The organism is Mesonia aquimarina (assembly GCF_003667275.1).
In the GTDB taxonomy this organism is placed as follows: domain Bacteria; phylum Bacteroidota; class Bacteroidia; order Flavobacteriales; family Flavobacteriaceae; genus Mesonia; species Mesonia aquimarina.
In genome coordinates this window covers 315,603-333,974 of the sequence record NZ_RCNV01000002.1, presented here as the reverse complement: position 1 = coordinate 333,974, position 18,372 = coordinate 315,603, and the positions used below count along the sequence as shown (strand labels likewise).

20 protein-coding genes are annotated in these 18,372 nt (G+C 31.7%); 1 reads left to right on the top strand and 19 read right to left on the bottom strand.

Translation table 11 applies throughout. The features are described 5' to 3' along the window. Positions 1–2: 2 nt before the first annotated feature. Genes D9R05_RS05025 through D9R05_RS05015 form a run of 3 tightly spaced genes read right to left on the bottom strand, consistent with a single transcriptional unit; the run spans position 3 to position 2,565 of the window. Positions 3–1,001: a DNA adenine methylase gene (locus D9R05_RS05025; RefSeq protein WP_121666136.1), complete on the bottom strand. Its 999-nt coding sequence runs from the start codon at positions 999–1,001 to the stop codon at positions 3–5. Beyond that, positions 998–1,639: a hypothetical protein gene (locus tag D9R05_RS05020; protein WP_240462923.1), complete on the bottom strand. Its 642-nt coding sequence runs from the start codon at positions 1,637–1,639 to the stop codon at positions 998–1,000. Before D9R05_RS05020 ends, D9R05_RS05025 begins: the two co-directional genes overlap by 4 nt. Then, positions 1,636–2,565: a DUF6427 family protein gene (locus D9R05_RS05015; protein WP_162984908.1), complete on the bottom strand. Its 930-nt coding sequence runs from the start codon at positions 2,563–2,565 to the stop codon at positions 1,636–1,638. Before D9R05_RS05015 ends, D9R05_RS05020 begins: the two co-directional genes overlap by 4 nt. Before the next feature lie 166 nt (positions 2,566–2,731). On the opposite strand from D9R05_RS05015, the gene D9R05_RS05010 reads away from it, so the two are divergent. Further along, on the top strand, positions 2,732–2,977 hold the full coding sequence (locus D9R05_RS05010) for a DUF6341 family protein (RefSeq protein WP_121666133.1): 246 nt from the start codon (positions 2,732–2,734) through the stop codon (positions 2,975–2,977). On the opposite strand, the gene purD is transcribed toward D9R05_RS05010, so the two are convergent. The 16 genes from purD to D9R05_RS04930 form a co-directional block, all read right to left on the bottom strand. Further along, on the bottom strand, positions 2,974–4,248 hold the full coding sequence (gene purD / locus D9R05_RS05005; protein WP_121666132.1) for a phosphoribosylamine--glycine ligase: 1,275 nt from the start codon (positions 4,246–4,248) through the stop codon (positions 2,974–2,976). The two genes, D9R05_RS05010 and purD, sit on opposite strands and share 4 nt — an antisense overlap. Positions 4,249–4,380: 132 nt before the next feature. Beyond that, positions 4,381–4,575, bottom strand: a complete 195-nt coding sequence (locus D9R05_RS05000) for a hypothetical protein (RefSeq protein ID WP_121666131.1) — start codon at positions 4,573–4,575, stop codon at positions 4,381–4,383. 45 nt (positions 4,576–4,620) lie between these two features. Beyond that, positions 4,621–5,970, bottom strand: coding sequence for an undecaprenyl-phosphate glucose phosphotransferase (locus D9R05_RS04995; protein WP_121666130.1), 1,350 nt, complete (start codon positions 5,968–5,970; stop codon positions 4,621–4,623). Positions 5,971–5,972: 2 nt separating this feature from the next. Continuing rightward, positions 5,973–6,965: a UDP-glucuronic acid decarboxylase family protein gene (locus tag D9R05_RS04990; protein WP_121666129.1), complete on the bottom strand. Its 993-nt coding sequence runs from the start codon at positions 6,963–6,965 to the stop codon at positions 5,973–5,975. A 24-nt stretch (positions 6,966–6,989) separates the two neighbouring features. After that, entirely contained in the window at positions 6,990–8,405 is a 1,416-nt protein-coding gene (locus tag D9R05_RS04985; protein WP_121666128.1) for a UDP-glucose 6-dehydrogenase, read from the bottom strand. After that, positions 8,405–9,112, bottom strand: a complete 708-nt coding sequence (locus tag D9R05_RS04980) for a WecB/TagA/CpsF family glycosyltransferase (protein WP_240462922.1) — start codon at positions 9,110–9,112, stop codon at positions 8,405–8,407. The genes D9R05_RS04985 and D9R05_RS04980 overlap by 1 nt, the downstream gene beginning before the upstream one ends. Before the next feature lie 37 nt (positions 9,113–9,149). Beyond that, positions 9,150–10,337, bottom strand: a complete 1,188-nt coding sequence (locus D9R05_RS04975) for an AGE family epimerase/isomerase (RefSeq protein ID WP_121666126.1) — start codon at positions 10,335–10,337, stop codon at positions 9,150–9,152. A gap of 6 nt (positions 10,338–10,343) precedes the next feature. Then, a complete protein-coding gene (locus D9R05_RS04970; RefSeq protein ID WP_121666125.1) occupies positions 10,344–11,561 on the bottom strand; it encodes an O-antigen ligase family protein in 1,218 nt (405 codons plus the stop codon). Beyond that, positions 11,548–12,492 carry an SGNH/GDSL hydrolase family protein gene (locus D9R05_RS04965; RefSeq protein ID WP_121666124.1) on the bottom strand — a complete coding sequence of 315 codons (945 nt, stop codon included), beginning with the start codon at positions 12,490–12,492 and terminating at the stop codon, positions 11,548–11,550. The genes D9R05_RS04970 and D9R05_RS04965 overlap by 14 nt, the downstream gene beginning before the upstream one ends. A gap of 12 nt (positions 12,493–12,504) precedes the next feature. After that, the gene (locus D9R05_RS04960) at positions 12,505–13,473 is read right to left on the bottom strand and encodes an SGNH/GDSL hydrolase family protein (protein ID WP_121666123.1); all 969 of its coding nucleotides are present in this window, start codon (positions 13,471–13,473) and stop codon (positions 12,505–12,507) included. Between the two features lie 10 nt (positions 13,474–13,483). Beyond that, complete coding sequence (locus D9R05_RS04955; protein WP_121666122.1) at positions 13,484–14,395, bottom strand: hypothetical protein; 912 nt, start codon at positions 14,393–14,395, stop codon at positions 13,484–13,486. Between the two features lie 152 nt (positions 14,396–14,547). Continuing rightward, complete coding sequence (locus D9R05_RS04950) at positions 14,548–14,691, bottom strand: hypothetical protein (RefSeq protein ID WP_162984907.1); 144 nt, start codon at positions 14,689–14,691, stop codon at positions 14,548–14,550. Between the two features lie 38 nt (positions 14,692–14,729). Further along, positions 14,730–15,152, bottom strand: coding sequence for a serine O-acetyltransferase (locus D9R05_RS04945; protein ID WP_205589269.1), 423 nt, complete (start codon positions 15,150–15,152; stop codon positions 14,730–14,732). Then, the gene (locus D9R05_RS04940; RefSeq protein ID WP_121666120.1) at positions 15,145–16,179 is read right to left on the bottom strand and encodes a glycosyltransferase family 4 protein; all 1,035 of its coding nucleotides are present in this window, start codon (positions 16,177–16,179) and stop codon (positions 15,145–15,147) included. Before D9R05_RS04940 ends, D9R05_RS04945 begins: the two co-directional genes overlap by 8 nt. Then, complete coding sequence (locus tag D9R05_RS04935) at positions 16,166–17,380, bottom strand: hypothetical protein (protein WP_121666119.1); 1,215 nt, start codon at positions 17,378–17,380, stop codon at positions 16,166–16,168. The genes D9R05_RS04940 and D9R05_RS04935 overlap by 14 nt, the downstream gene beginning before the upstream one ends. Further along, on the bottom strand, positions 17,380–18,369 hold the full coding sequence (locus D9R05_RS04930) for a glycosyltransferase family protein (protein ID WP_121666118.1): 990 nt from the start codon (positions 18,367–18,369) through the stop codon (positions 17,380–17,382). The genes D9R05_RS04935 and D9R05_RS04930 overlap by 1 nt, the downstream gene beginning before the upstream one ends. Between the last annotated feature and the right edge of the window lie 3 nt (positions 18,370–18,372).

Sequence of the window (18,372 nt, the reverse complement as noted above, 5' to 3'; positions counted from 1 at the left end):
CTTTATTTTTCTAAAATGTGTAAATATTCTACTGTGGCGTTTGCCTTATGATTTCTCTTTTCGGTTTTATCTGCCTTAAAACGTTGATAGTTTTTGGTTTGCAGGCTATACTTTCCATATTGCTGCATAATTTCTTTAATCGTTTCCGGCGGCATTAAACCTTCATTATTATAACTCAGGAAAATATACGAAAATTGCGCATTTTCTATCAGCCTTTCAAAAGCTTTTGCGACTTCATTTTTTTTGCAATAAGCCGATTTATAATAATCGGGCAATCCGGTTTTTCCTTTGGGTACAAAGGTATCATATTTTGCAATAGTATTGAGCAAATGATAATTTGCACCGTATTGCCTTGCGTTGTAAGGCGGATCTAAATATAACACATCGCCTTTTATTTGCTGAATTAATTGATTTCCGTCTTGCTGAAAAACGTGATGTTCATGTTTAGTAAGCGAAAATTCTGCAGGTTTTATACTAATTTTTTTGGAAGCCGATGTTTTTATCTTTTTTAAAAAAGCGCCATAAACCGAAGCTGTATTCGCAATTTTATCGGCGCTTTCTAGCAAAGAAGCCAATAAAAAATAATAGGTGTTTTTTGAAATTTCGCCTTCGTTTTTCCATTTCTCTATTTGTTGGCGACACGCATCTATTTTTTGGGCGTTTTCTTCAGAAAAAAAAAGTCGGTTGGCTTTTCCTTTTTCACCGTATTCTTCAGCAATGAATCCTTTTTTTCCTTTTAATTCATTCAGCTGTTGAATATAATTTACTGCGGAAGAAATATCTTGATGATTCCCAATGTAATTTTTCAGCAAAATGTAACTATAAAACTCTACATCGTTAGCAATAACTTGTTTTACAAAGGGTTTAAATTTTCTACCAATAATTCCGGTTCCCGCAAAAAGATCGCAAAAAACAATATCTTCTAACGGCATAGCGATTGTGTTTTCTACCGTTGTTTTAATCCACTCCGAAAGTTTATTTTTAGAACCGATGTAATTCATTGATGTGCCCAAATTATTGTTGCCAAAGCGGATTGTTGATTATCGAATTCCAACTTTTTCAATTTTGATGCATCAAAGGTAGCTACATATTTTAAAATGACTTGTTTTAGCCAGCTAATTTCTGCTTTTAATTTCCAATGCTCTCCGTTTTCTGCATAGACAATTATAAACAATCTGTTGCCGAAATGTTTGCGTTGTTGTTGACTTTGGTTTTTATAGAACCAATACAACAATTCTTCTTCGTGACGCTGTGCGTAATAGAAGGTTTGCTGAAAGCCTTGTGGAAATTTAGATGTTTTATGGTCAAAATTAATTCCGAAGATATTAAAATCTACCAGTCGGTTTTTTGAATTTAATGCAGGTATTATTCCATTAACTTCAGTAAAAATTTGCTCGATGGCTATAGCGCTCCAAAAATTAAACCAGCGATTTGCGGCATAATTAAACAACTTTCTTTTATCTAAGTTGTAGCCTTCTGCAGTAGCTTTCATGGCAGTTACCACTGCTTCCCAGGATTGAAATCTATAAATAAAGTTTGTGTAACGATCCCACTCATCATTTTGTTTAACTCCCCATTGATAAGAAAAAGGCAGGCGTTTTTTTAATTCGGTTTCTATTTGTTCTAAATCATATTTCAAACAAGAAAAGGTAAGCATAAAGACATGAAAACCAAGCTAATCAGTAAAATTTCTTTAAACCATTTTTCGCCTTTTTGTTCAAAATAACTTGCGCCAATAATACTAACAGGTAAAATGTAGAACAATATTTCTGCTCCACTATTTTGTGGGCTGGCAGCAACTACTAAAATAGAAAGCATCCACGTGACAAAAACTAAATAGCGTCCCTTTTTTTGTTTTTTAATAGATTTTTGCGTTTGGTTGAGGTAATTAAAAAGTGTCCATAAAGAAAAGGTCAGTAAAACACTTAACGGAATTAATATTTCAAGCTTTCGGTACAAATCAAATTGTAAAGCCGGTGTAAAAGACAAATCACTTAGCTCAAAAAATTGATTTTTCAACAACAACTGAACTGCCGTATTTAAAATAAAAACACAAGTTAAAGCCACAAAAGGAATTAGCCAAGTTTTTACATTTTCTGCCGTATAAAAAAGAATACCCACAAAAGGAATCAATAAAAAAATGGCGCAAGGCGGATATAAAATTGTTGCTATACCAAGCCAAAAAGTTGTATCAAAAATTTTTTGTTTTTGGTGCATTCCGGTTTGTAAGCTTATAATTCTACGTAAAGCCAACAACAAAAAAAAGGCACTTAATAATAATTGCTCGGCTTGTAAAACAGTTACAAAACTTAAGCTGAATAGCGCAAAAAGAATAATGGTAAAGGTGTTTCGTTTAGTTACTCCACTACGTTTTACAATAAAATTAATGATGAGCATTAAGCCTAAATACACTAATAAATAAGCTACATTTTTTAAAATAGCAATAAAATCTAGCTTATCATTAATCAGAAAAAAATTATCGATACAGAAAAAAACAGTCATTAATATTCCCACCAACAAAAAATGTATCGGTTTGGATTTCCTAAAAAAACTGGTCAGCATCATATAATTTTTCTAACTAAAAATCATTTTAATTCAATTGATGAAAATATACAATACTAATTTAGGATTTGCGAGCAGAAATACGATAATTTTTTTTCATCTTTGCAGCATCAAAAAATAACTGCAAAATTTTACTTAATTTTGCAGCATAAGATAATAAGCTAAACTCATGAAAGATTTTTTAGAACTTATACAGACTTTATTTGAAGATGTATTATTTATCCCGTTTCACGCGCTTAGAAAACTAGAATTAGAAAACTGGTTTGCAGCCAACGCACTTAACTGGATTTTTATGTTAATTGCCGCTGTTGCTTTTGTTTACTGGATGAAGCAGCTTAAAAAGTTTAATGACAATAATGAAGAAAATCGTGATGCAAAAGCACACGGATTTTTAGGAAAAAACGCTGAAATTTAATTCAGGTCTTTTCCTAAGTCTTTTCTATAATACATCTTATCAAAATGTAGTTTTTCTATATTTTGGTAAGATTTTTTTAGTGCCTCATTAAAATCATTTCCAAAAGAAGTTATGGCAATTACGCGTCCTCCGCTTGTAACTACTTTTCCATTATCTTCTTTGGTTCCTGCGTGAAAGACAATAGAATCTTTAATAGTGTTATACCCGCTAATTTCTTTTCCTTTTTCGTAAGCTTCAGGATAACCGCCTGAAACTGCCATTACTGTAGCTGCAGAACGTTGATCTAATTCAAGGCTTATTTCGTTTAATTGTCCGTTGCTTAATTTTTCAAACACCTCAACTAGATCATTTTTTACGCGTGGTAAAACCACTTCCGTTTCTGGATCGCCCATACGTACATTATATTCAATTACGTACGGGTTATCATTTACTTTTATCAAGCCGATAAAAATAAAACCTTTGTAATCGATCTCTTCTTTTGCTAAACCATTTACTGTTGGCTTAATAATTCGATTTTCGATTTTCACCATAAATGCTTCATCTGCAAAAGGAACCGGAGAAATAGCTCCCATTCCGCCCGTATTTAAGCCTGTATCTCCTTCGCCAATGCGTTTGTAGTCTTTTGCTGTAGGTAAGGTTAGGTAGTTTTTGCCATCGGTTAATACAAAAACGCTCAACTCAATTCCGTCTAAAAATTCTTCAATAACCACTGTTTCGCTTGCTTCTCCAAACTTTTTGTTGGTTAGCATATTTTCTAACTCTTGTTTTGCTTCAGCTAAATCATTTAAAATCAACACGCCTTTTCCTGCTGCTAAACCATCTGCTTTTAAAACGTAAGGCGGTTTTAAGCTTTCTAAAAACGTTTTTCCTGCCTCTATACTTTCTGCTTTAAAACTCTCGTAAGCTGCTGTAGGAATATCGTACATCGCCATAAACTCTTTTGCACGCTCTTTACTTCCTTCTAACAAAGCGCCGCGTTTTGAAGGCCCAATTAGCATCACGTTTTCTAAAGCCTCATCTTCTTTAAAAAAATCGTAAATTCCGTCAACCAACGGATCTTCAGGACCTACAATTACCATTTGAATATCTTTCTCTAAAACGCAGGTTTTTACTTCTTGGAAATCTTTTGGATTTACATTAAGATTTGTAGCTATTTGCGAAGTACCAGCGTTTCCAGGTGCTACATAAAGTTGACTACAATTTGTACTTTGCGCAAGTTTATACGCAAATGTGTGTTCTCTTCCGCCAGAGCCTAATACAAGAATATTCATTGAAAATGGGTTTTATAAATGAAGCTTCAAAAATAATTGTTTGTAGACTGAAGCCCTAATTTTTTTAGGAAAAATAAAGGGAAATCTTAGGTGATGAAATTTTATTTGAATTAATTATTAGGAGAAATAAGATTATTTTGCAGGATTTGATTTCCAATTTTTTAAAAAATTCAATACCAAAAGAAGTAACCCAATAATTAAAATAGTTTGATTGTAATCATCAGTAGCAAATTCTTTTAACTGATTAAAATCAAATCCTAACCACATAAAAGCGGTAATCATAATGGCAATTCTTATACCAATAGAAATAAGCGTTCTTTTTTTCATTTCGCTAATTTTTGAAATTTACAAAACAAAAATAACCCGGAAAAATTAATAGGCTTTCTCTTCACCTTTTAAGGCATTATAAACCGTTTGGAAAATAATTTTTAAGTCTAACAATATAGACCAATTTTCAAGATAAAAAATATCGTATTTTACCCGACTAATGATATCAAAATCGGTTTCAACCTCCCCTCTAAATCCGCTGGTTTGTGCCAAACCTGTAATGCCCGGTTTTATAAAGTGGCGCACCATAAATTTATCGATTCGCTCAGCGTACATATGTGTGTGGCTAACCATATGTGGACGCGGTCCTACTACCGACATATCGCCCAACAAAACGTTGATAAACTGCGGAAGTTCGTCCATACTCGTTTTTCTGATAAACTTACCTACTTTGGTAATGCGTACATCGTTTTTTGTAGCTTGCTCTAAATTAGCATTAGGGTTCACCTTCATTGAGCGGTATTTGTAGCAATAAAACTCTTTGTAATCTAATCCGTTTCGTTTTTGTCTGAAAAACACAGGTCCTTTAGATTCCAATTTTATAAATATTGCCAAAATAGGTGTCAGCCAAGATAAGATACAAACAATAACAAACAAAGATAACAAAATATCAAAAGCGCGCTTTATGAATTGGTTTAATGGATCTTCTATTGGAATATTCCGTAATGATAAAATAGGCAAATAGCCGTAATATTCTAGTTTTAATTGTTTGGTATAGATATCTTTGTTGTCTGGTAAAAACTTAAGAACCTTTAAGTTGTTATCTGCAAAATCTATTAATTGGTTAATTTGTTCGTTTTCTAATTCGGCTACCGAACAATAAATTTCATCAATATCATTCTCTAAAATATAGGCTTGGCAATCTTCTAAACTAACTTTTTCTGAAAGGTGAAAAACTTTTTTACATTGGTAGCCATACTCTACATTTCTTGTGAAAAAATTAGCAAGCATTCTCGTTTTGCTATTTCTTCCTATAATTACAGTTTTACGATAATTTCCTCCTAAATCTTTTCGGTATTTTTTCAGCAAATAAAAAACACTCAATTTAGCTAACAGAATAAAAGAAAATACTTTTCCTATATATAAAAGTACTCGTGGATAGGGTCTGCTTAATTCATTAAATATCCCAAAAAAGGAGAATACAATTAATCCGAATAATAAGGCTTGTAAAATGGTTAAGGATATAATTCTAATCACTTTTGTGAAGCGATAAATTTCGTAAAAATTAGATTTTATCGATAACAAAAGCCAGCCTACTGCAATAAAAACTACGTAATTAAAATAATCTACCAGTTGAAATTGAAACTGTAAGGCAAATAATAAAATAATGGCTAAATCTATAAGATAAGCCAACGGACGTAAATAACTAGAATATCTGCCTTGTTTGTGTATCATATTTATTTTCTGATATGATCTGTAAAATCTTTATGCTCCTTTTTTTGCAGTTCTTCTAAAGAAAGGTTTTTAAAATACGTATAGGTACTATTCATCCCTTCAGAACGATCTACAGTTGGTTTCCAATTTAATATTTCTCTAGCTTTAGCAATATTTGGTTGACGCTGCAGCGGATCGTCTTTAGGCAATTCTTTATACACAATTTTTTGTGAAGTTCCTGTTAGCGCTATTATTTCTTCAGCAAACTCTTTAATGCTAATTTCTTCAGGATTACCAATATTTACGGGTAAAACATAGTCGCTTAACAACAAACGAAAAATTCCTTCAACTTGATCGTCTATATAACAAAAAGAACGTGTTTGACTCCCATCACCAAAAACTGTTAAATCTTCTCCACGAAGCGCTTGACCAATAAATGCCGGAATTACCCGACCATCATTTAAACGCATACGCGGACCATAGGTATTAAAAATTCGAGCTATTCTGGTTTCTAACCCATGGAACCGATGATAGGCCATGGTAATGGATTCTTGAAAACGCTTCGCTTCATCGTAAACCCCTCTTGGACCAATGGTATTTACATTACCATAATAGTTTTCATCTTGCGGATGAACTTGCGGATCGCCGTAAACTTCAGAAGTGCTTGCAATTAAAATTCGAGCGTTTTTTTCTTTTGCCAAGCCTAATAAGTTATGCGTTCCTAACGAACCTACTTTTAATGTCTGAATCGGTATTTTTAAATAATCGATTGGACTCGCGGGTGAAGCAAAATGTAATATGTAATCTAAACGTCCGGGAACGTGTACAAAGGTAGTGACATCATGATGATAAAACTCAAATGAAGCATGCTTAAATAAATGTGATATGTTTTTTAAATCGCCGGTAATTAGGTTATCCATACCAATAACATGGTAGCCTTCTGCAATAAACTTATCGCACAAATGCGAGCCTAAAAAACCCGCAGCACCGGTAATTAAAATTCGTTTTACACCCATTTTTTTGCAATCGCTGTCGCTTTTTTAATAATTATGCTTACTGCTTCCTATTTTATAACACACAAAGCCTATTTTTTCTAATTCAGGAATATTGAGAATCCCTCTTCCGTCAAAAAGAAAAGCCGGTTTTTGCATGGTATCGTAAATTTTCTGCCAATCGTATGTTTTAAATTCGTCCCATTCCGTTAAAATGGCAATAGCGTGTGCATCTTTACAAGCTTCATAAGGATCTTTAAATACGCTTAATCCCGCTCTATTTTCTTCGCTAGAGCGTGTATTCAAATAATCTAAATCGGTATACATCTGCTCTTTTTGCACTTTAGGATCGAATACAGAAACTTTTGATTGCTCATTTAATAATTCATCAGCAACATAAATAGCAGCAGATTCTCGCGTATCATTAGTGTCTTTTTTAAATGCCCACCCCAAGAAAGCGATTTTCTTTCCAGAAACGGTGTTAAAAAGTGTACTGATAATATTATGAGCAAACCTTCTTTTTTGGTGATTATTCATCAACAGCACTTGCTCCCAATAATCTGCTACTTCATTTAATCCGTAGGTTTTGGCTATATAAACAAGGTTTAAAATGTCTTTCTGAAAACAAGAACCACCAAAGCCAACTGAAGCTTTTAAAAATTTAGACCCAATACGAGAGTCCATTCCGATAGCCTTGGCCACTTCATTAATATCAGCTTCTGTTTTTTCGCATAATTCCGATAAAGAATTTATAGAAGAAACACGCTGTGCTAAAAATGCGTTTGCGGTAAGTTTAGAAAGTTCTGAAGACCAAACATTGGTTGTTAAGATTTGTTTTTCAGGAACCCAGGTTGCGTAAATATTCACTAAGGCATCTATGGCCTCTTTTCCTTCAGCAGTAGAAATATCGCCCCCTATTAATACACGATCCGGATGTAGCAAATCTTCAATTGCAGTTCCTTCAGCTAAAAACTCCGGGTTAGATAATATCTGAAATTTTACATCTGTTCCGTTTCCGGTATTATCTAAGATGCTTTTTATAGCTGATGCTGTTCTTACCGGAAGTGTTGATTTTTCGACAACAATTTTGTCACTTTTTGAAACACGAGCAATTTGGCGAGCGCAAAGTTCTATATACTTTAGATCTGCTGCCATTCCTTTACCTTTACCATAGGTTTTGGTTGGCGTATTTACAGAAATAAAAATCATATCTGCTTTATCAATAGCTTGATCTACCTTAGTAGAAAAAAACAAGTTTCTGTTTCTTGCTTCTTTAACCACGTGATCTAAACCTGGTTCATAGACCGGCAACTTCGATAAATCGTCGTTATTCCAGGCTTGAATTCTTGCTTCATTAATATCGACCACTGTAACGTTGATATGCGGGCATTTTTGCGCAATAACGGCCATTGTTGGACCCCCTACATAACCTGCGCCTATGCAACAAATATTTTTTATTTCCATCAGTTTGCCTCGTCTTTAGATTCTAATTTCTCTTTGAGCACCAAAGATATAAACTTCGTATTTCCTATAAGGTATCTTTTCCACATTCTGCGTGGTTCTTGTATAAATCTATAGAACCACTCTAAACCTGAATCCTGCATCCATAAAGGTGCCCTTTTGGTTTTCCCTGAGATTACATCAAAACTACCACCAACACCCATAATAAAGTTAACAGCTTTTAAAGCTTTTTTATGTTTATGCAAAAATATCTCTTTTTTAGGGGAACTCATGGCTACAAATAACATATTTGCACCACTTTTTGAAATATTCTCTACAAGCTCTGCTTCTTCTTCGGTTGAAAAATAACCGTGATGTTGTCCCGCTATAATCTCTGAACCATAGGTATTTTTAATTGTCTTTATGAGCTCATTCAACACTTCTTGCTTTGCTCCCAGTAAATAAACCTTGTATTTTTTTTCTTTTGCTAGCGCTAATAAATTAGTAAACAGATCTATTCCGGCAACACGCTCTTTTAAGGGTTTGCCTAATACATTAGATGCCCAAATAACAGCTTGTCCATCGGCGTTTATTAAATCAGCTTCATTTACACTTTGCCGCAACTCCAGATCTTTTTGAAGCGCTACAATTTTTCCGGCATTAACAACGGTATGGTGAATTTGTTCTTTCTGTTGAATACACTGAGTTATTAACTGCAAAGTTTCTTGCATGCTAAGGTTATGTATTTTTGTATTTAGGATGTTAATGCTAGGAATCATGAAGTTTTGCTTCTGGAGTATCTAAAAAATAATAAGAAAATGCGTAAAACATCCACGCTTGTGCCCAACGCATATATGGAATTTTAGAGGAAATATCTTTTCTTTTTTGATAATAAAAATAGCCTTTTGATGATTGCATGTGTTCTATTGTCCAGTTCAGTACTCGATCTGCCAAAGCTTTATGCTTTTTTAAGATTTTTAGTTTACTTAACGTGATTATCAATTGTGCAGGAGCATGTACATCTATGGGATATGTCTGATTATTGTAGTATTTCGCCATTCCTTCTTTTGTAAAAAAAGTTTCAAGGTAATAATTTGTTCCCGACGTTAAATTATCCTGAAATGATAAGTCGCCAGATACTTTTTGATAAATATGAATACACTCCAAATTGTAGCCCGTATGAAAGTTATCTATCCATTGATGAAAAGGTAATGTTCCATATGCCCAAGCTCCATTTTCCTGTTGTTTATTACACACATATTGAACTATTTTTTTTGAAAAAGCCAATAAATCTTCTTCTTTTAAAAATTCATATAATAAACACAACGTTTTTGCACCCAACAATCCAGCATTGAAAACTTGCGTGTTATCTAATGGAGAATAGGACAACGTAAAATTACCATCATCATCATAGGTTTTATTCAAATCTTCTGTTATGAATTTTACAATGTTTTTTAAGGTTCTTAATACTTCTAAATCACCCGTTATCTTATATGAAGCGATTAAAGCTTCTGCGACAAAAGAAGTTGCAACAACTGTTGGTGTATGTTTTGGTTGAAAAAAAGCACGAGCCTGCCAATCAAAATTATACCCCCAACAAGATCCAGAATATCCTTTAGTTTTTTTAACTAAAATTAATTTAGTTAATTTTTTAATATAATTTAAATACTCTTGTTTAGGCTCTTGCTTATATAAATTACAATACCCTATTAAAAAAAGCGCCAAGCCTTTTGGGTTATGTGTTTTTTTAACGCCTACTATTTTTCTAACATTTATAGGTGATCGCTTAAAAAGTTGAATCCAAGCTAATCGAAAGAAACGAGTGTTTTTAAAAATTGGTAATTGCTGAAATAAATTACTGTTAAGTCCATCGTACGGATCCCAACTCTTAAAGTCTTCTGCTTCACAAAAGTGCTTCAAGTTTGTAAAGCTTTGTTTAAAATCTGTAGTATGCAAAATGCTTTATCTATTTTTTTTATTCAACAATTCTTTATTACTAAAATGTATCACGCTGCACAAGAGTGCTACAATTAATACACCTGATTGCCGTTCTAAAATGGATTCTGTAATAGAATACATCATAAATAATAAAACCACTAAAACACCAAACAAATCGTTAAATCTGATGGCATAAATTAATGCTGCTAATAGCAGGCAAAAATACGCTATTATAATAAGTAAACCATTTGATAATAAAAATTCTATATATTGATTGTGCGCATTATATTTTTGAAGGTAGCCGATAGTAAAATCGTTTTTCAAATATTGCTGATATAAGTTTTCTTTACCATCTCCAGTACCTTTACCAAATATATAACTTGATGTATTTAATGTTTCTAAAGCAGATTTCCAATGTATTAGCCTTGTATTAAATTCATTGTTTTCTGTTAATTCATTTGGGTTTTTAGATATCGACTCAAAACGTGCAGTATAATTACTACTAAAAAGTAATGTACTTGATAATATACCTATAACTAACAGACTTAAAAAGACCTTTTGCTTACGGTGGGTTATTCGCATTTTTATGTAATAAATGGCAACCACAATTAGTGCTATTATAGCAATTCTTGCACTTAACAAGTAAATGAAAAAAAGCAAAATGATGATGGCTACTATTGAAAAAAGCAGATTTGTTTTTTTTAATTGAAGTAAATCATATAAAAAATAGCTTATTGCGATTACACAATACAGCGAATAGTATGTGGTGTGCTTATTTAACAAAATGGATAGTTTATCATATACAAAATAATCACCCATTCCTAATGCATGAATATACCAAGCTTTTGCTAAGGCAAACAAAGCCATTAATACAACAGAAATACTGAAAATTTTAATGAACTTAAATTTATTATCACTGGTTAATGTTTGTGTAGTCCCTATTATTATGGGAATAATTAAAAAAGGAAGCTTGTCTTTCAGTTGTTCAAGACCCTGATCTAAATTCTCAGTATAAATCATTCCAACTAACATTACTCCATAAAGTGAGCTTAATAATAATATACTCGAAGAATGTTCTTTTAATAATCTAACTTTTTCTTTAAATGAATTTAATAATAGCCATGAAATAGCCAATACAATTAAAGCTTGTGTGCTCAAGCTATATTTGGGCATTGGCAAGGTGATAAAAAGCAATACTAAACTCCAATTAAAAAAATTTATTTTTAATTTACTTAATTCCATGGATTTGCTTATTAATGTGATTTACCAACATTTTATAGGCTTCGCTTTGGTAATGAATTTGATCTTGAACCAACAAGTTTTTATAATTATTTTCTACTAATTTGTAAAAATCTATTATTTGTACTTGTTCTGCATTTGCTATTGTCGCTAAGGCTTTGTTCAATTTTTTGTTATATGTGTTTCTTCTTTTATCTAAAGAGGGCGGCGCATTAACAATAAATATAGTAGCTGAATTATTTTTTTGCTGTAATTCTTTCATCAGCTTTTTATAATTCTTAACACTTTCTTGAATTGTTCTTTGCGACTCATGAGTTCCTAATGAAATTACATAGAGATCTGCTTTAGGAATATTACTTCTGTTGTTTAAAGTTTTCTCTGTAGTGTTTACAATTTCACCGTTATAAGGAAATCCGAATAAGTCTATTTTATCACCTACAAAATAAAGATTACTATTTTTTTCTTTAAGCCATTTTCTGAAGCTTCTTCCCCCTCGCCATAAAAGCTGGGAATCTGTTATTATATTAATTTTTAGTTCCCCGGTTTGTTTTAAAGGTAAATTAATCAATTCTGCTTCAACATTTTCTTTATTTTTTATAGGATCATTTAGCACCCAAAAACCACCTGTAAACTTAATCTTTTGATTGTTAACATAGGAGTTTTCAAAATTAAAATAGGTCTTGTTTGCCCCTTCTCCTAAGGCAATTGTGTGAACATTTTCAGTAGAAACATTTTTATCGGTCGAAATTTCTAAATAGTTAACTTGTACAGAGTCTAGGCTTACTTTACCAAGTTTTTGTACAGTTTCTATTTCCTCCCAATTGTAATTAAATTGCCAAAAATTTTCTTCCTTCTTTTGAAGGAAGTCTATGGTTAGATAAACAAGGAATCCTAAAAATGTGAATCCGATTAATTTTTTTGAAATAAATTTCATAGATTATAAAGATTAATCCGTTTCTTGTTTTATAAAAGAGGTAATGTTTTCTGCCATAAACTTTACCCCTTCTTCGTTTGGGTGCAAACCATCTTCTTTAAAATAATCTGTTGCCCAATTTTTATTTTCACGCATTTTTTCGCCTAAAGAAAATGATAATATTTTCGGATTTCTTTCTGCAAATTTCATCACATTTAACTTTAAAGCTTGATTAAAGCGATCTCTTTCTCCATTTATTGTAGGCAGGGGACTAAGGTAAATAATTTTTGATGAAGGATATTTTTTTAAAAGATAATTAATAATCTCTTTTATATTTTCTGTACTCTTATAAATATCGTTTTTCCAATCATTTGTTCCAATTAATAAGGTATAGAAGTCTGCTTCGGGAATTTTTCCCATTCGCTCGAGTACTTTTTTGGTGTCATTTCCTCCTTCTCCTTCATGAGGAAATCCATAAATATCTGTGTTGCTTCCGGTGAAATAAAGATCAGGATAAATATCATTCATCTTTTTTCTTAAAAGTGAAGATTTACTCCACCACGTCTGACTATCACCAATCGTACAAACTTTTAAATTTCCTTTCTGAGTTGAAGCGACCTCAACAGTTTCTATAGTAAAATCTTCAAAACCCCAAGTTGTAGGCGGATTTGTGTAAAACCAATTTATATTAGAAAGTATATTTTCAGAATCTTTATATTCTATCCAACCAAAACGAAAATACCCCATTTCACCCTCTTCATTTTTTATTCGATATAATGCATTGAAATTAAAATTATTTATATCATCTTGGTACAATAAAGGAGCCGTAATCTTTGTGTGTTTTGGCGCTAAAATAAGTTGATTATCTTCTATAGCTATAGAAAAAACACCTAATGAGTTTAATACTTTTACTTCGGGCAATTCTTTTTCCATATAATCATCTTCACAAGAAATAAAAAATTGCGTTAGAATTAAAACTAATAAAAAAAGCTTTTTTTTCAACTTATCTTTTTTAACTCAATTTAGAGATTACAAATTTAAACTTTTTATTTTCAGCATGTTGTAGTTTATTTTCATCAACTTCGTTAATAAAAATTTCTATTTGTTTTCCTAATCTATTTGTTAAGTTTTGCTGAAGTTTTATTTTCTCAGAGGAAGTAAAATTTTCAGTAACTAATAACACCTCTACTTTTTGTAATGAATGTTGAATAAGTTGTGCCTTTTTTATTCCTTTAATATTTTTAAAAGCTACATCCATTCTGCCGATTTTTGAACCATCAGGAAGTAAAATATAATCTTCTATCCTTCCGTGAATTCCCTCAATCTCTAGTGATTTATGATTTTCATCATATTTATTTTGATGCTGAATTACATCATTTACTTGATAGCGAATTATCGGAAAAAGTGTATTTATAAAACCAGTAGAAATTATTTTATCTTTCTGATATTCATTGAAAGAATACAAAGGCGGTTCATAATATTTTCCGTTTTCTGAATATAAAGCAATTGTACGTTCTGCAGTCCCATACCAATCAAAAATTCTTGACTGAAAATACTGCTGAATTTTTTCTTGCTGAAAAGCCAATAGGCTTTCAGAGCTTGTAAAAACTAGCGGAATAGTTAATTTTTTATTTGTTTCCTCTAACAAACCCGCTAATGTAAATACAGAGCTTGGGTAAGCCAATAAAGCTTTGGGTTGAAACTGATTTATTTTCTCTACAATCTGCGGAAATTTTTCTCTATTTAAATGATAACTTGAAATAAAAAGTGTATTTGCAACTTTATCAAAATAGAAAAGCTTGCTTCTATCTAAATCTCCTCGCAAAGAAATTTTTCTATCTTGAATAGCTAATCCGGCTCGTTGCCTGAACCACCAAACGTAAGCATTTTCTATTAAAATTGATTTAAAATCGCGATAAACCATTAACGGTGAACCGGTACTTCCACTAGTGTAAGCTTTTGTTTTTGCTAGATATTTCTTTTGAGCTAAGAAGGCTGAAGGATTTTCTTTTATATGCTTTTTCTGAAGAATAGGTAATTTTTTTAAATCGTCTAACGAATGAATTTGACAAATATCTACTCCATTTTTTTCATAAAATTCTGGATAAAACTTGGTTTTTTTGCAGCCTTTATAAGTTTTAAAAAAGCTTTGTTTTGTTTTTCTGCTAAAGCATCTAATTGAAAGTGGCTGTCTATTTTTTTTATTTCTTTTTTTAACAAAAAGTTATGCCGTAAATGAAACTTCAAAAAATCCTTCATCATCCTTTTTTAATGATTTTTGCCGGGACTCCTGCAACCACACAATTATCGGGAATGTCATTAATTACTACTGCGTTAGCACCAACGGTTACATTATTGCCTATTTTTATAGGTCCTAAAATTTTTGAACCTGTTGCCAAGTAAACATTATCTCCTATTGTAGGAACTTCATAATGGCCTGATTTTCCGCCAACGGTTACTTGCGCACCAATCATACAGTTTTTTCCCATTACGGTTCTTTTATGAAGTACAACTCCAATTCCGCTATAAGCAAAACGCGTTCCTTTTCCTAGCACACATTCGTACGGAATACTCGAATTATAAATTAAAAAACAAAGTAATTTTATAAGCTTCGGAAGAATAGGAATTTTCTTTTGATACAGCTTATGTGCTACTTGATAAAAAGAATAGGCATTAATCATAACTCTCAACAACTCTTTTAAAAACCAAATCTGAATTAAAGTTAGCAAAACTATCTAAGGCATTTTTACTAAAAAGGGGATAATTTTCTGGTGTAAAGCTTTGTATAGCTTTGGTTAAGGCTTGGCTGGATTTTATAGGAATTATTTTTCCGCTTATCTCATCTGTAATTAATTCTTCTATAGCATTCCATTTTGTACTTATTACCGGTAAACCAACCGATAAAGCTTCAATAACAATGCCCGGGTACCCTTCTCCTGGATGAAATGTAGGTAAAAGTAAAACATCATATCTTAAAAGTGTTGGAATAACCTCATCTGCAGAAATACTTCCGTAATAATTTATTTTAAACTTATCAAAATGCTCTTTCTTATAAAAACGCTCATCTAAAGGTCCGTAAATATCAATTATATAGTCTCGTGGTAAGTTTTTTACTGCTTCAATAATTGTATCTATACCTTTGGTTGGTGTAACTCTAGAAATAAAAACAAAACGCTTTTCAAACTTTTTAGGAGGTGTATTAACCGGCGGTGTTTTTCTAGAATTAGGCAACCATTCTAAGTTGATATCATCAGCTTCAAAATAACGAATCATTTCTAAGGTTTCCATAAAAACGGTATCCGCTTTTAAAATAGTAGCTCTTATCCATTTTTGATAAAACTTAGGTAACTGCTGAAATTTTTTATGAAAATTTCCACCAAAAAAATGATAGCTATATTTTTTTCTAAATAACCTGCAAAATCCTGTTGCGATAGGTCCAACGGTAAGGTGAAAATCTGTTGAGGCATGAAAACTTATATGATTATAACTTTTTTGATACCACAGAAACCGAAATGGAAACCATAAGTAGTCTATAATTTGGGCTTTAGGTTTCCAATGCTTCCTGATTGTTAAAAAATAAAGATCTATTGTTGCTTTGGTTTTTATAAACTCAAAAATACGTTGCGTTAAAACCGTTGCTCCTCCAATAGAACGTGAGTCTTCAGTCGGTAAATTACCAACCATTAAAATTTTTTTAGGCTTTTTCATTTTGTTGAGAATAATAAATTACTGGAAAAACCCAAATTAAGGCAACCATTAAATAACCCGTATTATTTAAGGAATATGAAAAAGCAGCATCAAAAAATAAGGCAAAATAAATAATGCCTAAAATCCGTAATGCACGAACAGAAATTCTCTTCTTTAAAAGTGGTGACATTAAGAAAAGTATATATAACAAAGCTCCTATTAAACCAACTTCAATAAATAGATGTGGAAAATAAGTGTCTGTAGTTCCTAATTTTAATCCAAACCAATTAAAATTTACTTCTCTATAAAATGGAGATCCGTAGTCTACAGAAGCCGGACCGCCAAAACTACCTAAACCCTCTCCTAATAAACCCGTATGGTTTGCCATAACTCTATACGATTCTGCTCTGGCAGAATTCCCTTCAGAAATGTATAATTCAGTTCTTAATAAAGCTCCTTCATAAAACTCTAAAGCCTTATCAGGAAATGAGAAGACGAGAATTGCAGCTAAAAAAATAAACCCACTAATTATTTGTAGTTTCTTTTTAGAAAACACAAAAATCAATACTAAAAAAGTTACAATTCCTTTATAAGATATACTTGCAAAAAGCCCTGATAAAGAAAGTAACAATAAAACAACCTTAAACCTTCCTTTATAATAGGTTTCTATAATAAAAAACATTAATAAATAGAAAAAACCAAAAAGACTGAAGAATCCTAAAACTCCTGTAGCCCGCATAAAACCATATACAGAAGGAATAGTATATGATCCGTTTTCATGTGTATCAAAAAACCATAAAACTACGCCTTTTTGCCATAAAATATAATTAACTATTTGTGCGAATAGATTTATAAAGAAGAAAACAAGAAAAAAATTAAAAATCAATTTAAACTGGTCCTTTAAGGTATAACTATAAAACAAAATAACTATCGGGAAACAGTAGCGAACTAACTCTTCTGTGGCTGCTTTATAGCTAAACGAAACAAAGTAATGATAAATTAAAACCGGAATTAAAAAGGCAAAAATTATTAGGGAATTAGTATTAAATTTTCCTTTTAGAATACTAATACCAACCATAGAAATTAGACCCAAAAACTTTACTGCAACTCCTATAGAAGGAAATATAAAGTGTAAAATCTCAGAAATGAAAATCAAAATAACAGGAAAAAGCAAAAATGCTTTATCCAAAGTATCTCTTTTTATTGATAATATTGAATTCATTAAGCTTTAAAAATTTCCTTTATATTTTTGATATATTTTTTTTTGCTATAATAATTCTCAAAAACTTGTTTATATTCTTCATATAAAATTTCATTATCAATCGCTTGTTTTTCAAAATTGATAATCTTTTCAGCTATATCTGTAACGGTACTATTGTTAATTTTAACTTGATAGTTTAATGAATTAAAAACCGAAAAAGCTTCAATAACATCCGTGTAAACAGGAACAACTCCACTAGCCATGTAAGTACTCATTTTTGTGGGAGTGGCCACACGGTTTACATTTATATCATCACGCAATAGAAAACCATATTTATAATTCAATAATTCCTGATCTATATTCTCTAAGGGCACGTAGCCTATACTTGCTTCTACATTATACTTTGCACATTTTTTTTCTGCTTTTTCTTGCTGTCCTGTTAATAGTGTTAAACGTGCTTTCGGAATTTTATCCTTTACCGATTTAAACACACTCAAAACAGTATCTACACATTGCCAAGTAGCCATAGAGCCTATATAAACAAAATCTGGGTTTGTATAATCTTTTTCGAAAAAAGCTCTTTTATGCTGAAGTTTACCATTGAAGCAGGGCATTATAAAATAGTTTTTCTTTTTATATGCGTATTTTTTTCTGTAATGATTCTTCATCGCATCAGAAACAAAAAAGTTAAAAATAGCAAACTTTAACGTAAAACGTTCTAACATACTAAATGCAAAGTATTGCTTTCTATTTTTGGTTTTTAAGCGCGCCTCTTCAGGGATAATTCCTTGAAACCAATGAATTATCTTTATTTTTGGGTTCTTTAACTTTAGCCTAAAAAAATCGGTTACCGTAAAAGTCATTACGTAGTCTGCATCTTTTAAATCACTTATTTTATCAGTCATTTGCATTTTAGCAGAACCTGTAAGCGCTTCACAAATAGTTTCTAAATAGAACTGTGTAGCATCCTTTACTTGATCAAATTGCGTGATATAAAATAGAAGTTTCAAAAG